Here is a 17,812-nt window from a genome sequence, read left to right as displayed (position 1 = left end):
TTTCCCCCTTTAGATCAATTCAAAAATTCCTGCTGCTCCCATGCCCCCGCCGATACACATTGTGACGATGCCAAATTGCTCGTTTCGCCGTTTCATTTCATGAATGAGTGACAGTGTAAGTTTCGTTCCTGTACAGCCGAGCGGATGCCCTAGCGCGATTGCCCCGCCATTGACATTCACTTTCTCTTCATCGATCCCTAAATGACGAATGACTTGAATTGCCTGAGAGGCAAACGCTTCGTTTAATTCAAACAGCCCGATATCCTTCAGCTCAAGTCCAGCGATTTTCAGCGCACGCGGAATGGCTTCAATCGGACCGATTCCCATCACCTCAGGCGGTACACCGCCAACAGCAAACGCCCGGAACTTGGCGAGCGGCTGAAGGGAGAGTGAGGATGCTTTCTCACGGTCCATCATCATCACACACGCAGCGCCGTCACTTGTTTGAGAAGAGTTCCCTGCAGTCACCGTGCCTTTTGTTGAGAAAGCCGGACGCAAAGTGGAAAGAATCTCCTCCGTTGTGCCCGCTCTCACGCCTTCATCCTGTGAGAAGGTGAATGAATGCTCTTCTAATTGATATTGCTCCCCTACCCGCCGCTCTGTTACATCAACGGATACGATTTCATCTGAAAATTTCCCTTCCTGCAATGCTTTGGCTGCCTTTTGATGACTTCTTACCGCAAAGGCGTCCTGATCTTGACGTGTGACCTGATACTTTTGCGCCACTTGCTCTGCCGTGTGGCCCATGCTCATATAATATTCAGGCGCTTGCTCTGCCAATTGAGCATTCGGACGAATGGAATGACCCATCATCGGCACCTGTGACATCGATTCGACTCCTCCGGCTAAGATCGTTTCTGCCTGGCCGAGCATAATCCGTTCACCCGCATAAGCGATTGACTGAAGACCAGATGAGCAGTAGCGGTTGATGGTGATGGCAGGTACTGTATACGGAAGCCCTGCTAACGCCCCAATATTCCGAGCCACATTTAACCCCTGCTCTGCTTCTGGTGTTGCACACCCGATGATCAAATCATCTATCTGTCCGTCGTAATTACCGGCACGCTTTAATGTTTCTTTTACACACAATGCGCCCATATCATCAGGCCGAACATGTTTTAACGATCCTTTTTTCGCCTTCCCTACTGGTGTTCTCGCGCCAGCGACAATGACTGCTTCTCTCATTTTGACTCCCCCTTAGTTACGTAAAGGTTTTCCTTTGACGAGCATGTGCTGCATGCGTGCCTGTGATTTCACTTCTCCTACAAGACTTAAAAAGGCTTCCCTTTCAAGCTCTAATAAGTATTGCTCCTCTACCTCTGTTCCAAATGGCAGTTTCCCGCCGGAAATGACAAGAGCTAATTTTTTGACAATGGTCATGTCATGCTCTGAAATGTATCCAGACAGTCTCATATTTTCAGCAGCCAATATCATTGCTGCATAGCCTGTTTCTCCCATGACGGGCACCTTCTGCTTGAGCGGTGCACGATAACCCGCTTCATCAAGAGAGAGCACGAGTTGTTTCGCATCATAGATCAGGTGGTCCCCGTTCATACTGATTCGGTCACTCACGCGGAGCATGTTCATATCCCGCGCTTCCTCAGCCGAAGTGGATACTTTAGCCATTGCAATCGTTTCAAATGTTTTCAGCGTGGCATCTTGTATAGCGGTCTGCGTCGGCTTAGCTGATCCTTGCAGATGGCGAAGGTATAATTCTTTGTTTCCACCACCGCCCGGAATCAGTCCAACTCCCGCTTCAACAAGACCCATGTATGCTTCACTGGACGCTTGAATAGCTGCTGCCGGCAGACAAACCTCTGTTCCGCCTCCGAGTGTCATGCCAAACGGTGCAGCAACGACTGGACGGTCGCTATATTTCACCTTCATCATTGCCTGCTGGAAGCGGCGGATCACAAAGTCAATTTCAAAGAAATTATCGTCCTGAGCTTCCATTAAAATCAGAGCAAGGTTGGCACCAACACAGAAGTTCTTCCCTTGGTTTCCGATGACAAGCCCTCTATAATTCTGTTCCACCTCATCGACAGCGCGATTGATCATGTCAATGACATCTAGTCCAATGGCATTGCTTTTGGAGTGAAATTCGAGCAAGGCGACATCATCATCGATATCAATTAAGCTCGCACCAGAATTTTTAAAAATCACGCCCTGCTTCTTTTTCAATTTCGCTAAAGAAATATTCTTTTCGTTTCCTTTTTCCTGTTCATAAGCCCCATTGTGATAAAACGCACGCTCTCCATCAGCATTCACTTGATAGAATGTGTCGTGTCCTTCTGACAGCATGTCTTGCACCCACTGCGGGATGCTGTGACCTTCTGCTTCCATGCGCTCAGCTGCTTTTTTCACACCGATTGCATCCCAGAGCTCAAATGGACCGTGCTGCCAGCCAAATCCCCATTTCATTGCGTTATCGATGGACTGAATATCATCCGCAATTTCACCTTTTAACTGAGCTGAATAAAGGAGCACAGGTGCCGTCATGTTCCAAAGCAATTGTCCTGCACGGCCATCTTGATAAATAAGCGCTTTCAATTTCGCTTTCGTCCCTTTTTGCTGCTTCGCCATCTCAATGCCTGGATCTTTAAGCTTCGTTCGTTCTCCATACGTGAGCGTCACAGGATCAAGTTCTAAAATGCCCTTTCCATTTTTTTGATAAAATCCTTGCCCTGCCTTGCTGCCAATCCATCCTTTTTCAAGCATTGTTTCAATAAACTCAGGCAGCTGGAAAATATCTTTTTCCTTTCCTTCTACTTGGTCATATACGTTGCGGGCTACATGGGAAAACGTGTCGAGCCCTACGACATCAAGTGTACGGAAGGTCGCACTTTTCGGTCTTCCAATGAGGGGTCCTGTGACCGAGTCCACCTCTCCAATGGTGTATTTGTTTTCAAGCATTTCACGCACTGTCACAAGGAGTCCATAAGTACCAATACGATTGGCAATAAAGTTCGGCGTATCTTTCGCTTCAACGACGCCTTTGCCAAGTACATCCTCACCAAACGTTTTCATGAATGCAAGTACTTCTGGATCTGTTTCTTGAATAGGAATGATTTCTAAAAGCTTTAAATAACGAGCTGGGTTAAAAAAATGTGTGCCTAAAAAGTGGCGTTTAAAATCATCTGATCGGCCTTCTGCCATTTTTTCAACCGAAATACCGGATGTGTTACTTGATACGATGCTGCCTTCTTTGCGGTGTTCGTCGATGAGAGAGAATACGTGTTGTTTGATGCTGAGTTTTTCAGTGACGACTTCAATGATCCAGTCAGCATCATGTAATAAGGAAAGGTGATCTGTGAGATTTCCCGGTGTGATGTATGATAGGTTTTTTGCTGATGTAAGAGGTGCTGGCTTTTGCTTTAACAATTTTTTCATCGCTTCTTGACTTAATCTATTCCGAACACTAGGGTGATCAAGCGTTCTCTTTTTCGCCGTTTCTTCCTTTGTCAGTTCGTTTGGCACAATATCTAGCAATGTTACTGGTATCCCGATATTGGCTAGATGCGCAGCAATGCCTGAGCCCATGACACCTGAACCAATGACAGCCGCCTTGCGAATATGTTTGCCCATAAATATCCCCCTAAACATTTTGAATGAACAGTCATTCATTTTTTGTCCAAAAAAAAGCAATGCCTCTTTCTTTATCTTAAAAGATTTTCCGAAACAGTTCAAGAGCGGATTTCAAAAATTTACACATTCTCATGTGCCTTACTTTGCGGCGTATGAATTAAAGATGAGAGGGCATTGTAAGAATGGAGGTGATGTCCACATGTCTCGTTTGAAGAAAAACCCATCGAAAGCAGGCGTAAGTGCTGCAAGTGTAAAAGGAAACGCAGGTCCATCACAGGAAGCAGACCTAGGCGGTAAAAAGACCAGTCAAAATCAGCAATATAAAAAGAATCAGTAAGGAAACAAAATCGTAAGGAGGAACACAGCTTGAACAATCAGCAAATGAATATGCCCCCGCAAGTCATTTCAGTGAAGGATTCCTTGTACTTAGAGGATATGCTGAATTGGAACTTGATCGCTATGAAAAAGGCTCACTTTATGGCCGAGCACTGCCAAGACCAGACTTTGAAACAAGAATTAAATCAAGTGGGCCAAATGCATCATCAGCATTACACACAAATTCTTCAGCATTTAGGCAGCTCAGGGCAAGGCCAGTCTACTGGCTTTATGCAATAGGAGGAAAAAACATGGAACAACAAAACCAACAAAAAATCGGGAATCCACAAACTCCGGTTCCCACGACAACAAACATGAATGATCGCGATTTTGTCACAGACCTTTTGTCGACTGAAAAATATATGACAAGCGGTTACAACACAGCGCTCAATGAATTCAGTCATGAATCTCTTTACCAAGATATTCAGCGAATTGCGCTAGAAACTCAGAAAACACAAAGACATTTATATGATGTCATGTTCCGATATGGCTGGTATTCTGTTGAAGCCGCTGAACAGCAAAAGCTCCAGCAGGCACACCAGAAATTCCAGCAAACACTGACAGATCAATCTCCATACGGACCATCACAGATGTCATAAAGAAAAACTGCCAGTGTAGTGCTGGCAGTTTTTTAACGGTCTTGATTGGCTCGATGAGCTTCGTTCATTTGTTTGATCCGCTGAATTGTTTCTTTGATTTCTTCCTTCGCTTCTGGATACGTTTCATTAAAGTGCTTGGCTAGAGGCGGCATGCTTTTTGCAATATGAGAATAGATCACCCACTGTTTCACATCTTGTTTCAGTGCGTCTGTTGATTCACCAAGCAGCAGCTCTGTATATTTATCAAGCAAGCCCTCAAGCTTTTCATCTAATTCATTTCCCATTGAGTTTCCGCTCCCTTTTTAAGAAAAAAGCCTGACTCTGTGCGTAACAGATGTCAGGCTTTTGACATACGATTATCTTGCAGCAAGAAATGTCTCCGCTTGCGCTTGCTGTACAATACAGCGTCCTCTACCGTGCGGAATACATAATGGTGTCCCGAATAAAGGATCTGTCGTCACTTGGCAGTTCATATCAAAGACATTTTTCACAAGATCACAATTAATGACTGTTTCTGGTCTTCCTTCTGCATAAATCGTCTTGTCTTTAATCGCCACAAGGTGATGAGCATATCTGCATGCGAGATTCAGGTCATGAAGAACCATGACAATCGTGCGCTGCTCTTTTTCATTTAAGTCAAACAGAAGGTCTAGAATTTCAATTTGATGCGTCATGTCTAAATACGTCGTCGGCTCATCTAACAAGATAATATCCGTCTCCTGTGCTAACGTCATCGCAATCCATGCACGCTGCCTTTGTCCACCTGATAATGAATCGACCGTTCGATCAGCGAGGTCTTCCATCTTTGTTGACTTCAGTGCGCGATTCACCGCTTCCTCGTCTTGCTTCGACCACTGCTTCAGCCAATTTTGATAAGGATATCTGCCTTGCTTCACTAATTGATGCACCGTCAATCCTTCTGGCGCTTCTGGTCCTTGCGGAAGAATGGCGAGCTGTTTCGCTACTTCCTTTGTTGGTAATTTGGCAATGGAATGACCTTCAAGCAGGACAGAACCACCCATTGGCTTCATGAGACGGGCCAAAGAGCGAAGTAGCGTGGATTTACCGCATCCATTGCTGCCAATAAATACTGTGATTTCACCCTTAGGGATTGATACATTTAGTTCATCTATGATCATTGTTTCTCCGTAGCCTAAGCTTAAACCTTCAGTAGAAATGGCACTCATTCCGCTCAAACGCTCCTTTTCTCATGCAAATTTTTATATGAAATATCGTCTATGTATAGACGGAAAAGATCACTTATCTCAATTTAGTGTATCAGATTTAAGTGATCTTGAAAATCATTTTCAATTAAAAAATGAGAAAGTCTCGTTTTACTTCTTCTTTTGGAATGTACGTTTGGTCCCATCTTCAAGCTTAATATCGACCTGAATCCGCTGATAATCATCGTCTAGATTAAAAGCGGCTAATAGCTCATTTACATACGCATCATTGATCTTCTCACTAGGAATAGACATATCATTTAGCTTCATCTTCATCTCGCGTAATGCTTCTTCACCTTCATAGCGGACACCGTTCATATGATCACGGATAAGTGCTTCTTCTTTGCCTTTCGCCTGACGATAGGTGGCTTCGTATAATTCGCTTTTCTGCCCGTATTGAACATGCAGGTGGAGATGCTCAAATGGAAGTTCCTTCATTTGAACCGCTGAGAGACTCTCTGCTTCTGCTTCCTTTGTTTGCTGCAGCGGTTCGATTGATTGGCAGCCAGACAGCATAAAAAGCAGCACTCCTATTTGTCCCGCCTTCTTCCAACACATCATGTGCTTCCTCCTATTTCTTATCATCGCTTTTTATTCTTCTCCATCCTGCTTTTCGTTATTCAATAAAACAGCGGACTATGGTAGATTGAAACAAAAAGGAGAACGAGATGATGAAAAGAACAGCCATTGTAACTGGCGCCAATAGCGGCTTTGGCAAGCTCATCACGATAGGTCTCGCCAAACAAGGCTATACAGTGATTGCAGGGGTCAGGCAGGAAGCCAATGCGAAAAAGCTTGCCGAAGAGATCAAGCAAGCCTCTTTATCCGAAGCGATACATATTGAAGCATTAGATGTGACAGATACGCAGTCGATTCAAGCATTTCAGAAAAAGCTACATGCTTACGCCCTCATTACCTTGCTTGTCAACAATGCGGGAACAGCATATGCGGGTTTTGCTGAAGAGGTTCCTGTTGACACGTACCGCCAGCAATTTGATGTAAACGTCTTCGGAGTCATGGAAATGACACAAGCCGTCCTTCCGTTTATGACAAATGGTGCAAAGATATTCAATATGAGCAGCATCAGCGGATTAATGGGAATGCCCGCGCTTTCTCCATATGTATCCTCCAAGTTTGCTTTGGAGGGCTATACAGAGAGCTTGCGCATTGAACTGGCCTCGTTCGGTATACAGGCAGCCTTGATCGAGCCAGGCTCTTTCCAAACAAATATTTGGAACACGTCTATGAACGAGCACATGTTGCAGCCAGGGGAAGGATCGAAATACACAAGCATCTATCAAAAGATGATGGTTTATATCAATGCCCAGAAAACCAACTACGGTGACCCGCGTGAAGTCGCAGAGCTTGTGATTCGATTAGCCGAGAAGAAACGGCTGAAAAAGTTGAGATATCCGATTGGGAAAGGGGTGCGACTTTCATTCACAGCAAAGCAGCTCTTGCCTTGGAGCATGTGGGAAAAGATCATATTACGTACACTCTCTTCAAAAAAATAAGCATAAAAAAACAGGTAGACCTTTAACGTCCACCTGTTTTTTTATTTATTCGGTTTCAGACTGTCCAAGGGTAATGTCTAGATTTTTATTTTTCCCTTCACGAATGACAGTCATTGTCGTTTTATCGCCGACTTTTGTTTCTTTGTACAAAATTTCTTTCAGCTGAGAGCTGTTTACCACGTTTTTCCCTTTGAATTTGATGATGACATCTCCAGATTTCAAGCCTGCTTTTTGTGCAGGTGATCCTTTTGATACATCTTTTACATAAATCCCTTTGCCGATTTGTTTATCAAATAAGCCGAGCGTATTTTCTTGATACGTTTCAGGCACTTGCTCAAGGTCAATCATTTGTACGCCAAGGTAAGGACGTTCAACCTTTCCATTTTTCAACAGCTCATCTACAATCGGTTTGACATCGTTACTTGGAATCGCAAAGCCAAGTGATTCCACACCGCTTTCGCTAATTTTTAAACTGTTGATGCCAATCACTTGACCATCTGTATTGATAAGCGGTCCCCCGCTGTTCCCGGGGTTAATCGCTGCATCTGTTTGCAGTACATTCATTTCCACCGTACCAGATGATGTGTTCGCTTCAACTGTACGATCAAGACCACTAATAATCCCTTCTGTCACAGTACCAGAGAACTGTGCACCGAGCGGGTTCCCAATTGCGATCACTTTGTCTCCAGCACGGAGCTTAGAAGAATCACCAAAGCTCGCCACTTTATCAATGCCGTCTGCATTGATTTCAACAACAGCTAAATCTGTCATCACATCATTGCCGACCAGCTTTGCGTCTTTTGTTTTCCCATCATAAAGTGTGACCTTCAGTTTATTGGCACCCTCGACTACGTGGTTATTTGTAATAATGTACGCTTTTTTGCCATCTTTTTTAAAGACGACACCAGAACCCGTTCCAGCTTCAGCTTCTGTTGAGTCACCGCTAAGGCCAAACGAATTTTGTGTAGATTGATAGTTTGAGACTCCTACAATGGTTGGCTCTAAATCTTCTACCATATCAGCGACATTCGTGGCATTGGTGATTTGTTTTGTTGAGAAATTATCAGAAGCTGCCGGCTCACTTGAAGCTGTTTGCGTTTGTGTGTTTGCAGCTGTGTCCTGTGACTGCGGCAAAAGCGGTGTAATGCCAAGCACAAGGCCTCCGCCAATAATCCCTCCAAGGATCGGACTGAGCCATGCCGCTTTCCGCTTTTTCTCCTTTTTCGACGCACGGTCATCCTCCATTTGAGGAGAATGGTTGGTCACACTCTCCTGAGTGGCAGATGCTTCGTTTTCATGAGGTTGATAAACGAGTTCCTTTTCTTTTTCTGGTTCGTCTATTTGTTTCTCATTCTCTTGATGCACATCTTCTTGATGATTCATCTTCTTCTCTTCATCTTCTCTTCGGAAATCCATCGCTTGCACTCCTTTACATCGTGTTCATGACTTGCTTGATTCATATGTTTAGATAGGACTCATGTCCTCTTAATGGCAATATCATTGAAGATACTTCATGACAATATGTCAAATTATATAATACTTATTGATAGAAAAAAAGCAAGGTGCGCACATTCGTGAAAAGCACCTATTTATCTACCTTTTGTCTATGCCCTTTTTTCCCTTGAGCTTATCATAAACAAACATTATGGGATAATGATGAGAAGAATATGTGAAATTGTGAAAAAAGCATGTGATTGTTGACATGCCGCCTTTGTATCCCGTTATAATGACGTTGAGAGGATGTGGAAGACTTTGTCGTACACCATTTATTTAGTGGAAGATGAACAAAACTTAAACGAACTTTTAACCAAATATTTAGAAAGTGAAAATTGGAATGTCTCCTCTTTTTTAACCGGAGAAGCGGCACGCCGGGCAATGAACAAGCCGCCGCATCTATGGATTTTAGATATCATGCTGCCTGATACAGATGGCTACACACTCATTAAAGAAATCAAAGCCGCATCACCTGACATACCGGTCATTTTCATTTCGGCACGCGATGCAGATATCGACCGTGTCCTCGGCTTAGAGCTGGGAAGCAGTGATTATATTGCGAAGCCATTTCTTCCGCGCGAGCTGATCATTCGGGTGCAAAAGCTGCTTGAGCTTGTGTACAAAAATAGCGATACTCCGCAGCAGAAAAGCGTCACACCCGTCTCCTCCTATGTCATTCATGAGGATGTAAGAGAGGTGTATGAAGGAGATCAGCTGATTAACTTAACTTCTAAGGAATTTGACTTGCTGCTTTTATTTACACATCATCAGGGACATGCTTTTTCTCGTGAAGATATCCTCGTCAAAATTTGGGGACACGATTACTTCGGAACAGATCGTGTGGTCGACGACCTTGTCAGACGGCTACGCAAAAAAATGCCCGACTTAAAGGTCGAGACCATCTATGGATTTGGCTATAGGATGCTAAAAGGATGAAGAACAAACCGCTCGCTTTTCAAATTTGGGTCGTCATCTCTGGTATTTTGCTCACGATCTCGATTGTCCTGATCATCCTATTTTCCAATACATTACGAAACTTTTTCACGAATGAAATTTATAAAAATATCGAAAATGAACAGCAGGTGCTCACAGAATATCCGTTGAACCGAGACGGCTCGCCAAAGTCGACACCGGAAAACCGCTCGGTGCAGCACATTCTGATTCCGTCAGATGAATTAAACCAAATGGCGCAGTTTTTCCCGCACGCCTTTATTGAGAAAATCCAAGCCTTTGTGAAAAAACAAAAAAGTGCAACGAAACGCTATTCTGAAGAGGTGAATGGCCAGCACATCTTTTTTGTCATCAAAAAAGTATCAACAGACAATACACAATATATTCTTCTGTCCTATGCACCAGACTCTTATCGAGACGACCTGTCCTTTACGCTGTTTAAACAGCTGATATTTATCCTTGGCACCGTTATTTTATTAAGCTGGATTCCATCGATTTGGCTTGCCCGCTACTTATCCCGTCCAATCGTTGCGTTTGAAAAGCACGTGAAGCGGATTGCGCAAGAGGACTGGGACGACCCTGTCATCGTTGACCGGCAAGATGAGATCGGGAAGCTTGGTCATACCATTGAAGAAATGAGACAAAAGCTCATTCAAAAGGATGAAACAGAACGGACTCTTTTGCAAAATATATCACATGACTTAAAGACGCCTGTCATGGTCATCCGCGGCTATACGCAGTCGATTAAAGATGGTATTTTTCCTAAGGGAGATCTTGAACAAACGGTGGAAGTCATTGAAGGTGAAGCGGAAAAACTTGAGAAGAAAATCAAGGATTTGCTGTACTTAACAAAGCTTGATTATTTATCAAAACAACACCCCGCACATGCTTCCTTCCTACTCAGTAATACGATGCTGGAAGTGGTCGACCGAATACGCTGGTCGAAAAATGAATTGCAGTGGAACGTGGACTTAGATGATGAGGCTGCTCTTGAAGGCGATCCAGAACAATGGAGCAAATTATTTGAGAATGTACTAGAAAATCAACTCCGCTACGCAAAAAGTAAAATTGATATCCAAATGAAACAGGAAGAGGATCAAATACGCATTGTCATTCGTAACGACGGTCCTCCCATTGAAGAACATATGCTATCCAACCTATACGAACCTTTTAGTAAGGGAAAAAAGGGCGAATTCGGTATTGGATTAAGCATTGTCAAAAAAATTCTCTCCATGCATCAAGCGTCTATATCAATTGAAAATGATGATCTAGGTGTACGTTATACGATCACGGTTCCAAAGAAGAGACTGTAGGTTTTTGACCGCAGTCTTTTTTAGATGAATGAATACCCATTGAAATCACGGTATGTGGCTTTGATTTTCTTGCCAGCTTGATACATCCATTTCTTTTCAATGGTTGTCTCTTTCGGCATTTTGACTTTTTCTACTTGTATTCCTTTTGTTCGCAAGCGTCTCATCATATCATCGATTTCTCTCATGGAACATCATCCTTTCACATTTTTTGACCAGTTGGTCACCTTACTTTATAATATAAAGAATTACACTGTAAAAAACAAGTTACAATCTGATTAATTTTTGAAAACTTTCGTCGTTTATGACCGATAAGTCACATCTCTTTGCGCACGTTTCCTAAGACATTTGTCTCTCGGTAAGAAAGGATGACATTCATATTGAAAAAGAAAGAAAAAATGATCATTGAGGCCGGCATGAAATTGTTTGCCAGCAAAGGCTACAATACAACGTCTGTTCAGGAAATTGCGGATGAATGCCACATGTCAAAGGGTGCTTTTTATCTTTATTTCAAATCAAAGGAAGCACTGCTCATTTCAATCTTGCACTACTATTATGATAAGGTATTTACCCGGATTCACGAGGTTCAAACAGAGGGCGGCACACCAAAGGAAGCCTACCGAAAGCAGCTCACTGTCTACTACGATAATATTTTACAGCAAAAGGATTTTATTAAAATGCAGCTGAGCGATCGAGCACTGCCAATGAATGAAGAAACGCAGCTGCTCGCAAAACAAATCAGACTTGCCACCATTCAGCTTCACATTGATAACATTAAGCAGGTATATGGAGATGCAGCGATTCCTTATATGGCTGATCTTTGTTTGACGATTGAGGGCATGAGCCACGTTTATTTCGAGCTTGCGATTTTATATGATTTTCAGCTGGAGGCTGAGGAGCTAGCTGCAACGATGATTCACCGTATCGATGATTTGATGGGCGGTATGATGGAGCGAAATGATTTTCCGCTCATCTCTGTAGATCAAGCGAGCGATTGGTTTGGTCCTATTTACGAACGGTCATTCGACCCGCTGACAGAATCTCTTTTAAAAGAATTAAGAGAGCAGGCTGAAGCACACTATGAAGTGAAAGATGAGCCAGATTTATTTGAAGCGCTTGGCATTTTAGAAAATGAATTAAACAAACAAAAACCAAGACAAGTCATCGTAAAAGGCATGCTGTATCAATTAAAATTATACGCACCGCTCCAAACCAACTCTGAATCACTTTTGCGCATTTTGAAAGAGGATCATTTGTAACACCCAGGGCAGTTCCCTGGGTATTCATTTTGTTCACATCACGTTCAATGAAAAAAACCAGGGGCTGCTGCCCCTGGTTTCTTATTTTGCTTTCGGTGTCACCATTTCTTCTGGTTTCACAAACTCTTCAAACTGCTCTTCTGTTAGCAGCTCTAATTGAAGTGCTGCTTCTTTTAATGTTAAACCTTCTTTGTGAGCAAGCTTTGCAATTTTCGCTGCATTTTCATATCCGATGTGCGGGTTGAGTGCCGTCACAAGCATCAATGAATTGTTCAAGTTTTTCTCGATTGTTTCTAGGTTTGGTTCGATTCCAACTGCACACTTGTCATGGAATGAGTTCATGCCGTCAGCAAGTAATTCAACTGATTGTAAGAAGTTATAAATGATGACCGGCTTAAATACGTTCAGCTCAAAGTTTCCTTGGCTAGCGGCAAAACCGATTGTTGCATCATTCCCCATGATTTGTGCTGCAATCATTGTTAAAGCTTCACTTTGAGTTGGGTTGACTTTACCTGGCATAATGGAGCTTCCTGGTTCATTTTCAGGAATGATCAATTCACCAATTCCGCAGCGCGGACCACTTGCCAGCCATCTCACATCATTGGCAATTTTCATTAAATCAGCTGCAAGTGCTTTTAGGGCACCGTGTGCATACGTAATTTCATCATGGCTTGTCAGCGCATGGAATTTGTTTGGTGAAGAATTGAATGTTTGACCTGTCAGTTGGCTGATTTCCTCAGCGACATATTGTCCGAACTCAGGATGTGCGTTAATCCCTGTACCAACAGCTGTTCCGCCAATCGCAAGCTCTCTCATTTTTTCAGTTGATTCTAGGATCATTTCTTTTGAACGATCCAGCATGTACACCCAGCCGCTAATCTCTTGACCTACTGTCAGTGGTGTTGCGTCTTGCAAGTGCGTACGGCCGATTTTAACAATCTCTTGATACGCTTTTGCTTTCTCATCAAGAGTGGCTCTTAATTGATCAATCGCCGGCAATAATTTTTTATACACAGCTAAAACAGCTGCCACGTGCATAGCAGTTGGGAATGTGTCGTTTGAGCTTTGGCTGCGGTTGACATCATCATTCGGATGAATGCTGAACTCACTATTTTTATCTTTCAAGTAAGCAGTTGCTCTATTTGCAACAACTTCGTTCATATTCATGTTACTTTGTGTTCCACTGCCTGTCTGCCATACAACAAGCGGGAAATGCTCGTCATACTTTCCGCTGATGATGTCATCACATACAGCAGCAATTGCTTCTGCTTTTTCGCTCTCAAGGTTGCCAAGACGTTCGTTGGCAATCGCTGTGCTACGTTTCAAAATTGCAAACGCATTCACAACTTCCTTTGGCATTTTCTCAGAACCGATTTTGAAATTTTCTTTGCTTCGTTGTGTTTGTGCACCCCAGAACTTGTCCTTTGGCACCTTGATTTCGCCCATTGTATCTTTTTCGATTCTAAATTCCGTCATTATGTATCCCTCCATAGCTTCTCATCACTCAACTCTATTCTATACAAAAAACCAAAATCCTTTAAGCGTTTTCAATTAAAATTTTATCTTTATTTTAATTTTAGTTCAATATAAACGCGGACATCTTTCGAATATTTGTATTTTGGGTTCGTTTTTCCGTAATCCTTTGATGTATATGTCACTTCATAATGCTTGTCAAACGACTGTAGAATACGGTCAATCTCCTCTTTTGTTCCTGCTAAACGAATTTGCGCCATCTTGTTTCCTCCAAAACCCTCATTCTTTCTTTTACCACAAAATAATGTAACACAGAATATTGTTTTTTCAAGCAGGTAATGCTAAGAAAAAGTTATTGAGGCGGGTGATCCTTTTGAATCAGACTCCATTGAAAGAGCACTTATACGATAATCTCTCCGTCATTCTCCCGCAATTAAAGGAAATGGACGATTTGGTTCATGAGAAAAAAACGCTGCCTCACGGGCAAGTTGTTTACTATTTATACATAAAAGAAATGAACGAAAAGATGGAGATTCAAACCTTTTTGAAGCTGCTTCTCCAAGATCATACGTCTCTCACAAAAGAGAAGCTGGAATCCAATTTATCGATGATGACTACACGTTCGGTGAAGACCTCTGAACAATTGGTCGATGCGATTTTTGAAGGGCATTGCGTGGTGCTCATTAATGGATTTCAGCATGCGTATATTTTAGAAACGCATGGAACGAAGAAACGCAGTTTAGGGGATGCTACCTCTGAAACAGTCGTGAGAGGACCAAAAATTGGCTTTATTGAAGATTTAAATACGAATTTAGCGCTTGTAAGACAGCGCTTGAAAAATCCTGATCTCAAAACCGTCGATATGAAGATTGGTCTACAGAAATACACTCAGGTGACCATCATGTACATCGACGGTATCGTTCAAGTGCCTGTTTTAAAGGAAGTCAAAAAACGGCTCAAGCAAGTCACCATTGATGATATACAGGACTCTGGTGTTCTTGAGGAGCTCATTGAAGACAATGTGTATTCTCCTTTCCCGCAAATTCAAAACACAGAACGGCCGGATAAAGTGGCATCTGCTTTAAATAATGGCCGGGTCGCCATCTTTGTCGATCATTCACCTTTTGTGTTAATTGTACCTGCATCCCTTGCGACAATTATGCAATCACCCGATGATTATTATGAAAGATGGATCGCCGCCTCTCTTATTCGTTTGCTGCGGTTTACCTCGATCTTTCTGACGTTATTTCTATCAGCCATTTATATTGCGCTTGTGTCGTTTCATCAAGGTCTTTTGCCAACCACTTTGGCTATTACAATCTCGAGCACAAGGGAAAATGTCCCCTTTTCACCCATTGTCGAGGCACTCATCATGGAGATGACCATTGAGCTGCTGCGGGAAGCTGGCTTAAGGCTGCCAAATCCGCTCGGTCAAACGATCGGACTTGTTGGCGGGGTTGTCATTGGACAGGCTGCCGTTCAGGCACATATTGTCAGCTCGATTATGGTGATTATCGTTAGTGTCATTGCACTTGCATCCTTTACTGTTCCTCAATATGGGATGGGCATGTCCTTTCGCGTGCTCCGCTTTGTGTCCATGTTTACTGCGGCTACCTTTGGTTTATATGGGATTGTGCTGTTTATGCTTGTACTCCTTACTCATCTCACGCGGCAAAAAAGTTTTGGCACGCCTTATTTCTCACCAGATTTTGTGTTCAGCTATAAAAACGAAGACAATTCCATTATTCGATTGCCTTTAAAAAATCAACAGAAAGGAGAACGACATGGTCAATCATAAAGAGTCGATTACCAGCTATCAGGCAAGTGCCATTATTGCCAATACAACACTAGGCGCAAGTATGATGATTCTGCCAAGATCAATGGCTCAGGCTGCGGCTACACCTGACGGCTGGATTGCACTCTTACTCATGAGTGTCATTTACATTGTGTTTATTTTTGCAAATGTCCTCATGATGAAAAAAGTCCCCTTCTCCTCTTATTATGATTATACGAACGAGGGGCTTGGAAAATGGATTGGCGCTCTTGCCAACCTCTTGATTATTATTTATTTTCTTGGCGTCGCCAGCTATGAAGTACGAGCGATGTCGGAAATGGTGAAATTCTTTTTGCTTCAAAACACGCCTGTAGCGGTGACAATGATCAGCTTTATTATAGTTGGTTTTTATCTTGTGATTGGCGGGATTGGTGATTTAGCCAGGCTTTTTCCTTTTATTTTGATTGTGACGCTCATCATCTTATTTGTCGCTTACGGACTTAGCTTGCAAGAATTTAAGTTAGATAACCTCCGGCCCGTTTTAGGAGAGGGGTTCTCCCCTGTCTTCAATTCCTTTAATGCATCAGCCATATCGTTTGTCGGCATTGAAATGATGCTGTTTATGCCTGCTTATATGAACACGCAAAAACACACTTTTGCTTATGGAACAGTCGGCTTTTTGATTCCTGCGATTATTTATATTTTCACTTATATTCTTGTGATAGGTGCGCTGACGGTCAAAGAAACGGCGACTTTGACTTGGCCGACCATTGCCTTATTCCAATCGTTTGATATTCAGGGGATTTTTATTGAACGAATTGAATCATTTTTGCTTATCGTTTGGCTGGTTCAGCTGTATACAAGCTTTGTCGGATATACATTTTTTGCCGCAATCGGGGTATCCAGACTGACCAAGTTTCCTAAAAAGGTAGTCGTCGCTCTAATGGGAATTGTCATTTACTTTGCAGCGATTTTCCCAAAGGATGTCGATACAGTGCGAGATTATTTAACCTATGTGAACAACCTCTTTTTCCTGCTGTTCGGCATTCTCCCGTTTCTCTTATTTATAATCGTTTTTTTCAAAAGGAGGCGGAAAACAGCATGAAAAAGAAGGCAGCTTGTGCTCTTTTGATGCTGGTTCTATTAAGTGGTTGCTGGGATAGTACAAATATTGAGGAGCTCAACATGGCGATTGGGTTTGCAGTAGATAAAGGGGACCAAGGACATAAATTAAAGCTGTCTATGCAAGTCCTCGTTCCTCAAAAGATCGATCAGGAAGCAAGCATCAAAGACCCTACGAAAATCATTGAAACAAGCGGGGATTCTATGCATCAAATTTTCCGCACAACGGCGCTGAAAAGCCACCGCATTTTTGCGCAGCAGCTAAGGGTGTATTTATTTTCTGAGGAGCTCATCAATGAGAATAATTTTGACCTCGTCATTAATCAATTCATTCGAGACAATGAAACGCGGAGAGGCAGCCTCGTCTTTATGACCTCTGAGAAACCTGGGGACATGCTGAAAATCAATGACGACGGACAGCCAGCCTCTTCGACCTTATACGATCTTTCAGAAAACAGAAAAACGACCATTTCCATGTTCAAGACGGTCTCATTAGGAGATATTTCTTCTGCCATGCAAAACAATGTATCCTTTGCTCTTCCGAAAGTCAGCGTCGATCAAGGAAAATTAATGATCGACGGTGCCTCTATTATTAAGAATAGACGATTTCTAGCCAATATCTCTCCGTCAGCAGTGGAGTCATACAATTTGTTAACTGGGGACGGAGAAGGCGGAGTCATACAATTTGAATATGATCACAGCCTCTACTCTTTTGAGATTTTCAAAATCAAGCACCATATCAAAACCCATAAATCAGCCAGTGGAAAATATCAATTTGATGTGTCAGTGGATCTTGATGGGCGATTGTCTGAGGATTGGAATGAACGCGAAAACGCTTTTAATGAAAAGTATCTCAGAGAAATTGAAGGCGTTGTCAAGCGTCGATTAGAGAAAAACGTAAAGGATTTCATCGGAGAATTACAGCATGAGATTAAAGCAGATATTTGCGGGTTTTATCAAAAGGCGAGTATTGCCTACCCAAAGGACTTTCGAAAAGAAGCAAAACATTGGGATGAGATTTTTAGTGAATCAGATATTCGTTACAAAGCAAATGTGAAAATCCGTGACTTCGGGACTAAGGGCGCAACACAATCCTGATAGAGTATGTTAAAATGGTAAGAAAAAAAGGGTGT

At 42.7% G+C, this 17,812-nt stretch carries 19 protein-coding genes; 10 read left to right on the top strand and 9 right to left on the bottom strand.

Going from position 1 to position 17,812, the window contains the following annotated elements; genetic code table 11:
* Positions 1 to 9: 9 nt before the first annotated feature.
* Positions 10 to 1,185: an acetyl-CoA C-acetyltransferase gene (locus ACSSTM_RS15390; RefSeq protein ID WP_034659915.1), complete on the bottom strand. Its 1,176-nt coding sequence runs from the start codon at positions 1,183 to 1,185 to the stop codon at positions 10 to 12.
* A gap of 12 nt (positions 1,186 to 1,197) precedes the next feature.
* Entirely contained in the window at positions 1,198 to 3,585 is a 2,388-nt protein-coding gene (locus ACSSTM_RS15385; protein WP_437404233.1) for a 3-hydroxyacyl-CoA dehydrogenase NAD-binding domain-containing protein, read from the bottom strand.
* 199 nt (positions 3,586 to 3,784) lie between these two features.
* Between ACSSTM_RS15385 and ACSSTM_RS15380 the strand changes: the two genes are divergently transcribed.
* The 3 genes from ACSSTM_RS15380 to ACSSTM_RS15370 are packed head-to-tail and all read left to right on the top strand — an operon-like array spanning position 3,785 to position 4,559.
* Entirely contained in the window at positions 3,785 to 3,922 is a 138-nt protein-coding gene (locus tag ACSSTM_RS15380; RefSeq protein WP_003212904.1) for a YuzL family protein, read from the top strand.
* Positions 3,923 to 3,966: 44 nt separating this feature from the next.
* The gene (locus ACSSTM_RS15375) at positions 3,967 to 4,200 is read left to right on the top strand and encodes a hypothetical protein (RefSeq protein WP_223250686.1); all 234 of its coding nucleotides are present in this window, start codon (positions 3,967 to 3,969) and stop codon (positions 4,198 to 4,200) included.
* Positions 4,201 to 4,211: 11 nt separating this feature from the next.
* Entirely contained in the window at positions 4,212 to 4,559 is a 348-nt protein-coding gene (locus ACSSTM_RS15370) for a spore coat protein (RefSeq protein WP_034659918.1), read from the top strand.
* 32 nt (positions 4,560 to 4,591) lie between these two features.
* Here the strand turns inward: ACSSTM_RS15370 and ACSSTM_RS15365 are convergent, their stop codons facing one another.
* The 3 genes from ACSSTM_RS15365 to ACSSTM_RS15355 form a co-directional block, all read right to left on the bottom strand.
* The gene (locus tag ACSSTM_RS15365) at positions 4,592 to 4,843 is read right to left on the bottom strand and encodes a YusU family protein (RefSeq protein WP_066030425.1); all 252 of its coding nucleotides are present in this window, start codon (positions 4,841 to 4,843) and stop codon (positions 4,592 to 4,594) included.
* A gap of 72 nt (positions 4,844 to 4,915) precedes the next feature.
* A complete protein-coding gene (locus ACSSTM_RS15360) occupies positions 4,916 to 5,746 on the bottom strand; it encodes an ABC transporter ATP-binding protein (RefSeq protein WP_003213584.1) in 831 nt (276 codons plus the stop codon).
* 147 nt (positions 5,747 to 5,893) lie between these two features.
* Complete coding sequence (locus tag ACSSTM_RS15355; protein WP_170938423.1) at positions 5,894 to 6,340, bottom strand: YusW family protein; 447 nt, start codon at positions 6,338 to 6,340, stop codon at positions 5,894 to 5,896.
* A 113-nt stretch (positions 6,341 to 6,453) separates the two neighbouring features.
* Between ACSSTM_RS15355 and ACSSTM_RS15350 the strand changes: the two genes are divergently transcribed.
* A complete protein-coding gene (locus ACSSTM_RS15350) occupies positions 6,454 to 7,296 on the top strand; it encodes an oxidoreductase (protein WP_080869544.1) in 843 nt (280 codons plus the stop codon).
* Positions 7,297 to 7,341: 45 nt separating this feature from the next.
* Here ACSSTM_RS15350 and ACSSTM_RS15345 read toward each other — a convergent pair whose 3' ends face one another.
* The gene (locus ACSSTM_RS15345) at positions 7,342 to 8,712 is read right to left on the bottom strand and encodes a S1C family serine protease (protein WP_095285803.1); all 1,371 of its coding nucleotides are present in this window, start codon (positions 8,710 to 8,712) and stop codon (positions 7,342 to 7,344) included.
* Between the two features lie 336 nt (positions 8,713 to 9,048).
* Here ACSSTM_RS15345 and ACSSTM_RS15340 point away from each other — a divergent pair, with 336 nt between their 5' ends.
* A complete protein-coding gene (locus ACSSTM_RS15340) occupies positions 9,049 to 9,726 on the top strand; it encodes a response regulator transcription factor (RefSeq protein WP_034659928.1) in 678 nt (225 codons plus the stop codon).
* Complete coding sequence (locus ACSSTM_RS15335) at positions 9,723 to 11,054, top strand: sensor histidine kinase (protein WP_034659929.1); 1,332 nt, start codon at positions 9,723 to 9,725, stop codon at positions 11,052 to 11,054. Before ACSSTM_RS15340 ends, ACSSTM_RS15335 begins: the two co-directional genes overlap by 4 nt.
* A 20-nt stretch (positions 11,055 to 11,074) precedes the next feature.
* On the opposite strand, the gene spxO is transcribed toward ACSSTM_RS15335, so the two are convergent.
* Positions 11,075 to 11,239: an anti-adapter protein SpxO gene (gene spxO, locus ACSSTM_RS15330; protein WP_095285802.1), complete on the bottom strand. Its 165-nt coding sequence runs from the start codon at positions 11,237 to 11,239 to the stop codon at positions 11,075 to 11,077.
* A 192-nt stretch (positions 11,240 to 11,431) separates the two neighbouring features.
* Here spxO and ACSSTM_RS15325 point away from each other — a divergent pair, with 192 nt between their 5' ends.
* Entirely contained in the window at positions 11,432 to 12,310 is an 879-nt protein-coding gene (locus ACSSTM_RS15325) for a TetR/AcrR family transcriptional regulator (protein ID WP_095285801.1), read from the top strand.
* 81 nt (positions 12,311 to 12,391) lie between these two features.
* Here ACSSTM_RS15325 and fumC read toward each other — a convergent pair whose 3' ends face one another.
* Entirely contained in the window at positions 12,392 to 13,786 is a 1,395-nt protein-coding gene (gene fumC, locus ACSSTM_RS15320; protein ID WP_034659931.1) for a class II fumarate hydratase, read from the bottom strand.
* An 89-nt stretch (positions 13,787 to 13,875) separates the two neighbouring features.
* A complete protein-coding gene (locus tag ACSSTM_RS15315) occupies positions 13,876 to 14,043 on the bottom strand; it encodes a YvzF family protein (protein WP_003213147.1) in 168 nt (55 codons plus the stop codon).
* A gap of 113 nt (positions 14,044 to 14,156) precedes the next feature.
* Here ACSSTM_RS15315 and ACSSTM_RS15310 point away from each other — a divergent pair, with 113 nt between their 5' ends.
* Genes ACSSTM_RS15310 through ACSSTM_RS15300 form a run of 3 tightly spaced genes read left to right on the top strand, consistent with a single transcriptional unit; the run spans position 14,157 to position 17,777 of the window.
* Positions 14,157 to 15,581, top strand: coding sequence for a spore germination protein (locus ACSSTM_RS15310; protein WP_066030421.1), 1,425 nt, complete (start codon positions 14,157 to 14,159; stop codon positions 15,579 to 15,581).
* The gene (locus ACSSTM_RS15305) at positions 15,568 to 16,662 is read left to right on the top strand and encodes a GerAB/ArcD/ProY family transporter (protein ID WP_060597275.1); all 1,095 of its coding nucleotides are present in this window, start codon (positions 15,568 to 15,570) and stop codon (positions 16,660 to 16,662) included. Before ACSSTM_RS15310 ends, ACSSTM_RS15305 begins: the two co-directional genes overlap by 14 nt.
* A complete protein-coding gene (locus ACSSTM_RS15300) occupies positions 16,659 to 17,777 on the top strand; it encodes a Ger(x)C family spore germination protein (protein ID WP_437404232.1) in 1,119 nt (372 codons plus the stop codon). The genes ACSSTM_RS15305 and ACSSTM_RS15300 overlap by 4 nt, the downstream gene beginning before the upstream one ends.
* The last annotated feature ends 35 nt before the right edge of the window (positions 17,778 to 17,812 follow it).

Origin of the sequence: Bacillus sp. RK1064, from assembly GCF_051488405.1 — a bacterium.
In the GTDB taxonomy this organism is placed as follows: domain Bacteria; phylum Bacillota; class Bacilli; order Bacillales; family Bacillaceae; genus Bacillus.
This window is presented reverse-complemented; position numbering and strand designations above follow the sequence as displayed.